The following is a 5,400-nucleotide window of genomic DNA, read 5'->3' as shown; positions in this document are numbered from 1 at the left end:
GCGCGACCGGCTGATGCGGGCCGCGGAGCGCGGCGTCGGGCCGGTGGAGCTGGCCCGGCTCGGCGAGAAGCTGGGCCGCGCCGACTGGCCGGCCGCCGCGCGTTTCCTGCGCGAGTACGTCGCCGTGCTCGCCCTGCGCGACGTGAGCAACAGGGGCTCGGTCGCGTACGACCCGGCGGAGCTGGTGCGGGCCGCCACCGGCATGCTGCTCGACGATCCCGAGCTGCTCGCCGCTGAGCGCCGCCGCCTGGCCCACGTGTACGTCGACGAGCTGGCCGACACCGACCCGGCGCAGCTCGACCTGCTCGCCGTGGTGGCCGGAGGCGGGCGGTCCCTGGTGGCGTTCGCCGACCCGGACTCGTCCACGTACGCCTTCCGGGGCGCCGACCCGGCCGGCGTCGCCACGTTCCCGCACCGCTTCCGCACCGCCTCCGGCGCGCCGGCTGCCCAGGTCACGCTCACCACCTCGTACCGGGCCGGGCCGGAACTGCTCGCGGCCACCGCCCGGCTGGCCCGGCGGCTGCGCGGCCCGGCGGCGCACCGGCGGCTGCGCCCGCTGCCCGATGCGCCGGCCGGAACGGTGGAGGTACGGACGTTCCGCTCCGCCACCAGCGAGTCGGCCTGGCTGGCGCACGCGTTGCGCGAGGCACACCTGCTCGACGGCGTGCCGTGGTCCCGGATGGCGGTGCTGGTCCGCTCCACCGGCCGGCAACTGCCGTCGCTGCGGCGCGCGCTGCACACGGCCGGGGTGCCGACCGTCGTGCACGGCGAGGACCTTCCGCTGCACCTCCAGCCGGCGGTCGCCCCGCTGCTGCTCCTGCTGCGCTGTGCGCTCGAACCGGACCGGCTGGACGAGGAGGCCGCTGTCGCGCTGCTGCACTCGCCGCTGGGCGGGGCCGACCCGCTGGCCGAGCGGCGGCTGCGTCAAGGGCTGCGGGCGCTGGCGCTGGCCGGCGGCGACCGCCGTCCCTCCGGCGACCTGCTGGTGGAGGCGCTGCGCGACCCGGCCGAGCTGTCCACCATCGAGCGCCGCTGGGCGGCCCCCGCGCAGGCCGTGGCGCACCTGCTGGAGACCGCCCGGCAGGCCGCCGCCACCCCGGGCGCGACGGTCGAGGACGTGCTCTGGGCGGTGTGGCGGGAGAGCGGGCTGGCCGAACGCTGGGCCGGGGCGATCACCAGGGGGCGGGCGGCCACCGGCGAGCACGAGACCGCCCAGCGGTGGCGGGCCGAGGCCGCCGACCGGGACCTGGACGCCGTACTCGTGCTGTTCGACGCGGCGGCCCGGTTCACCGACCGGCTGCCCGGCGCGCGTACCGAGGTGTTCCTCGACCACGTTCTCGGGCAGGAACTGCCCGCCGACACGCTCGCCGCCGCCGCCGACCGGGGCGACGCGGTACGCCTGCTCACCGCGCACGCCGCGAAGGGCCTGGAATGGGATCTGGTCGCGGTGGCCGGGGTGCAGGAGGGCGTCTGGCCGGACCTGCGCCTGCGCGGCAGCCTGCTCGGCTCGGAGCGCCTGGTCGACGTGCTGGCCGGTCGCGCCGACGGGGCCGGCCTGCGGGCCAGCCTGGTCGGGCAGACGTCGGCGTTGCTGGACGAGGAGCGGCGACTGTTCCACGTGGCGATCAGCCGGGCGCGGCGGCGGCTGCTGGTCACCGCTGTGGCGTCGGCGGCGGTCGGCGGGGACGACCACGAGGAGCAGCCGAGCCGCTTCCTGCACGAAATCGCAGCCGCCGACCCACCCGCCACCGGCGCAGGCGGCACCGCCCCGACCGGCCAGGTCACGCGCGGGCAAACCGCTGACGGGCCGGTGCCGCACGGGGACGAGCATCCGCAGGACGGGCCGCCCGCCGTACTCCCGGTCACGCTGCCGCCACGCGGTCTCACCCTGTCCGCGCTGGTGGCCGAGCTGCGTACCGCTGTCACCGACCCGGCGGCGCCGATCACCCGGCGGCACGCGGCGGCGGGTGAGCTGGCGCGGCTGGCCGCCGCCGGGGTGCCCGGCGCGCACCCGGACGACTGGTGGGGGCTGCGCGGCCTCTCCGACGACCGGCCGCTGGTCGACGAGGGCGAGCCGGTGCGGGTCACCCCGTCGGCGATGGAGAGCGCGTTGCGGTGCAGCCTGCGCTGGCTGCTGGAACGGCACGGCGGCAGCGGGCCGGCGAGCGCCGCGCAGGGCGTCGGCAACCTGGTGCACGCCGCCGCGATGCTCGCCGAGGACGCCAGCGTCGACCGGGAGGCGTTGCTGGAGTACGTGGCCGCGCGGTTCGACGCGATCGAGCTGGCCGCCCGGTGGATGGCCGGTCCGGAGCGGCAGCGCGCCGAGGCGATGGTGGACAAGCTGCTGCGCTGGCTGGCCGGCAACCCGCGCCGGCTGCTGGCGATCGAGCACGAGTTCGCGGTCCGCCTCGACGATCCGTCCCGCCCGATCGAGCTGACCGGCCGGGTCGACCGGCTGGAGGTCGACGCCGAGGGGCGGCTCGTGGTGATCGACCTGAAGACCGGCAAGTCGACGGCGGTCACCGAGCGGGAGGTGGCCGAGCATCCGCAGCTCGGCGCGTACCAGGCGGCGGTGGAGGCGGGCGGGTTCGCCGAGTTCGGCGAGGAACCGGGCGGGGCCGCGCTGGTGCAGCTCGGCACCGGAGCGCGGGACGCCAAGGAGCAGACCCAGGCCGCGGCCGGGGAGGGGCCGGAGGCCGGGTGGGCCACCGCGCTGGTGCGCCGTACCGCCGACACGATGGCCGCCTCGACGTTCGCCGCGGTGGCCAACTCCAAGTGCCGGGTCTGCCCGGTACGCACCAGCTGCCCGGTCTCCGGCCAGGGCCGCCAGGTGGTCGAGCCGCCCCCGGAGAACTCATGAGCGTTCAGCCGGCGCTGTTCGGCGCCTCCGCCACGCCCACGCCGCGCGCGGCCGACGCCGGGCCCCGCTACACGCCCGTCGAGCTGGCCCGGCTGCTGCGGCTGCCCGCGCCCACCCGGGAACAGGCCGCGATCATCGCCGCGCCGGTGGAACCGCTGCTGGTGGTCGCGGGCGCCGGCTCCGGCAAGACCGAGACGATGGCCGCGCGGGTGGTGTGGCTGGTCGCCAACTCCTACGTACGCCCCGAGCACATCCTCGGCCTCACCTTCACCCGCAAGGCGGCCGGCGAGCTGGCCCACCGGGTCCGCACGCGGCTCGACCAGCTCATCCGGCGGCTCGGCCGGCAGGGGCGGGACCCGCACGACGACCCGCTGGCGGGCGAGCCGACCGTGTCCACGTACCACTCGTACGCCGGGCGGATCGTCACCGAGCACGGGCTGCGCGCCGGGTACGAGCCGACCACCCGGCTGCTCACCGAGGCGTCCCGCTGGCAGCTCGTCGACATGCTGGTGCGCAACTACGACGGGGACATGTCCGAGGTGGACCGGATGCCGTCCACCATCACCGACGCGGTCCTGGCGCTCGCCGGTGAGCTGGACGAGCACCTGGTCGACCCGGACGAGCTGGCCGGCTGGACCGGCCGGTTCTTCGCCGAGGTGCAGTCGCGTCCCGGCCGGGTCTACGCCGACGTGCGCAAGGCGCTCCAGCTCCAGCGGACCCGGCTGAAGCTGCTGCCGCTGGTGCGCGCGTACGCCCGGCGCAAGGACGACTTCGAGGCGATGGACTTCGCCGACCAGCTCGCCCGCGCGGCCCGGGTGGCCCGCGACCACCCCGGCGTCGGCGTGATCGAGCGGGACCGGTTCCGGGTGGTGCTGCTGGACGAGTACCAGGACACCAGCCACGCCCAGGTGGTGCTGCTCAACGCGCTGTTCGGCGGCGGCCACCCGGTCACCGCCGTGGGTGACCCGTGCCAGTCCATCTACGGCTGGCGCGGGGCCAGCGCCGGCACGCTCGACCGGTTCCCGGCCGAGTTCGCCCGTACCGACGGCAGCCCCGCCGACGTGCTCAGCCTGACCACGAGCTGGCGCAACCGTCCGGAGATCCTCGGCGTGGCGAACGCGCTGTCGGTGCCGCTGCGGGCGGCCGGCGCACGGGTGCCGGAGCTGCACGCCGCGCTGAGCGTCCGCGATCCGATCCCGCACCGCACGCCGGGCGGGCAGGCCGCCGGCACCGTGCACTGCGCGCTGCTGGAGACGTACGCCGACGAGGCCGACTGGATCGCGGACAGCGTGCTGGCGGCCTGGCGGGGTGCGGCCGGGATGCCCGGCGCGCTGCCCGAGCACATCCCGGCCGACCGCCGCCCGACCACCGCGGTGCTGGTGCGGCTGCGCAGCCAGATCCCGGCGATCGAGGCGGCGTTGCGCGCTCGTGGACTGCCTGTCGACGTGGTCGGGCTGGGCGGGCTGCTGGACACCCCGGAGGTACGGGACGTGGTGTGCACGCTGCGCGTGCTCGCCGACCCGACCGACGGGGCGGCGTTGCTGCGACTGCTCACCGGCGCGCGCTGGCGGATCGGCCCGCGTGACCTGGTCGCCCTGCACCGCCGCGCTCGCGCGATCGCCCGCAGCCGCCGGGAGCTGACCGGCGACGAGGGCCCGGAGATCACCGTGGACGTGCTGGACGAGGCGACGCTCGTGGAGGCGCTGGCGGACCTGGGGCCGGCGCAGGCGTACTCGGCCGAGGGCTACGCGCGGCTGCGCTCGTACGGGATGGAACTGGCGCTGCTGCGCTACCGCCTGGACCAGTCGCTGCCGGAACTGATCGCGGACATCGAGCGGACCATCGGCCTCGACGTCGAGGTGGCGGTCCGGGCCGGCCGGGACGGCGCGGGCGACGCCGGGCTGGCCCGCGCGCACCTGGACGCGCTCGGCGACGTGGCGGCCCGGTTCAGCGGCGAGACGCCCGGCGCGACGCTCGCCGGTTTCCTCGCCTACCTGGCCGCCGCCGAGGACGAGGAGCGCGGGCTGGCGCCCGGCGAGGTCGAGGTGGTGGCCGGCGCGGTGCAGGTGCTGACCTCGCACGCCGCGAAGGGCCTGGAGTGGGACGTGGTGGCGGTGGCCGGGATGACCCGGGGCGTCTGGCCGGGGCCGGTGCGCAACTCCGACCACTGGCTGGGCGGGCTCGGCGTGCTGCCGTTCCCGCTGCGCGGCGACGCGGACGGACTGCCCGAGCTGGCCCTGCCGGAGGCGGAGGACCAGCGCGGGGTGGCCCGGGCGCTGACCGAGTTCACCGACGACTGGCGGGCGCACGACGAGCGGGAGGAGCGCCGGCTGGCGTACGTGGCGGTGACCCGCCCCCGCCGCCTGCTGCTCTGCTCCGGCTACTGGTGGGGGGAGGGGACCAAACGGTTCCGCGGCCCGTCGGTGTTCCTGCGGGAGGTGCACGACGCCTGCCTGGCCGACCCGGACGGCCATGTGGTCGACGCCTGGACGCCCGAGCCGGCCGGGGACGCGGTGAACCCGACCACCGAGACGGTGCTG

General features: G+C 76.9%; 2 protein-coding genes. Both read left to right on the top strand.

Annotated features, from left to right (window positions below):
- Positions 1 to 2,860: ATP-dependent DNA helicase (locus KBX39_RS21875; protein ID WP_210872258.1), on the top strand; the 2,860-nt coding region annotated here is incomplete at its 5' end.
- Positions 2,857 to 5,400, top strand: a 2,544-nt coding sequence (locus KBX39_RS21870) for an ATP-dependent helicase (RefSeq protein ID WP_210872256.1), incomplete at its 3' end; no start/stop codon positions are given. The genes KBX39_RS21875 and KBX39_RS21870, both read left to right, overlap by 4 nt.

This window comes from Micromonospora sp. D75 (assembly GCF_018070405.1).
Taxonomy (GTDB): Bacteria; Actinomycetota; Actinomycetes; order Mycobacteriales; family Micromonosporaceae; genus Micromonospora; species Micromonospora chalcea.
Note: the sequence above shows the minus strand (reverse complement) of the source record. Positions and strands in the feature narration are given on the sequence as shown.